This window comes from Pseudomonas sp. Pseusp3, from assembly GCF_047304225.1.
Classification (GTDB): Bacteria; Pseudomonadota; Gammaproteobacteria; order Pseudomonadales; family Pseudomonadaceae; genus Aquipseudomonas; species Aquipseudomonas fluorescens_CD.
Map to the genome: position 1 here is coordinate 1 of NZ_JBGLYV010000297.1, position 229 is coordinate 229.

Sequence of the window (229 nt, forward strand, 5' to 3'; positions counted from 1 at the left end):
CTTCGCCGTCATCGAGCTCGTCGATTTCCGCTTCGATCTTGTTGCAGACCGGAACAACCACGGCGCCTTCTTCTTCGGCGATGGCCTTGACCACGTCCAGGTGCGGGTTGTTTTCGATACCGTCTTCAGCGACGTTGGCGATGTAGATGTCCGGTTTGGTTGTCAGCAGGTGGAAGCCCTTGATCACCGCTTTCTCGTCGGTGCGGATGTTCTTGATGAGGCTTCTCGC

The 229-nt window shown here is 56.8% G+C and carries 1 pseudogene; it reads right to left on the reverse strand.

Going from position 1 to position 229, the window contains the following annotated elements:
* Positions 1-229: pseudogene (gene ychF, locus ACCD00_RS30930) on the reverse strand (redox-regulated ATPase YchF); the annotation flags it as partial.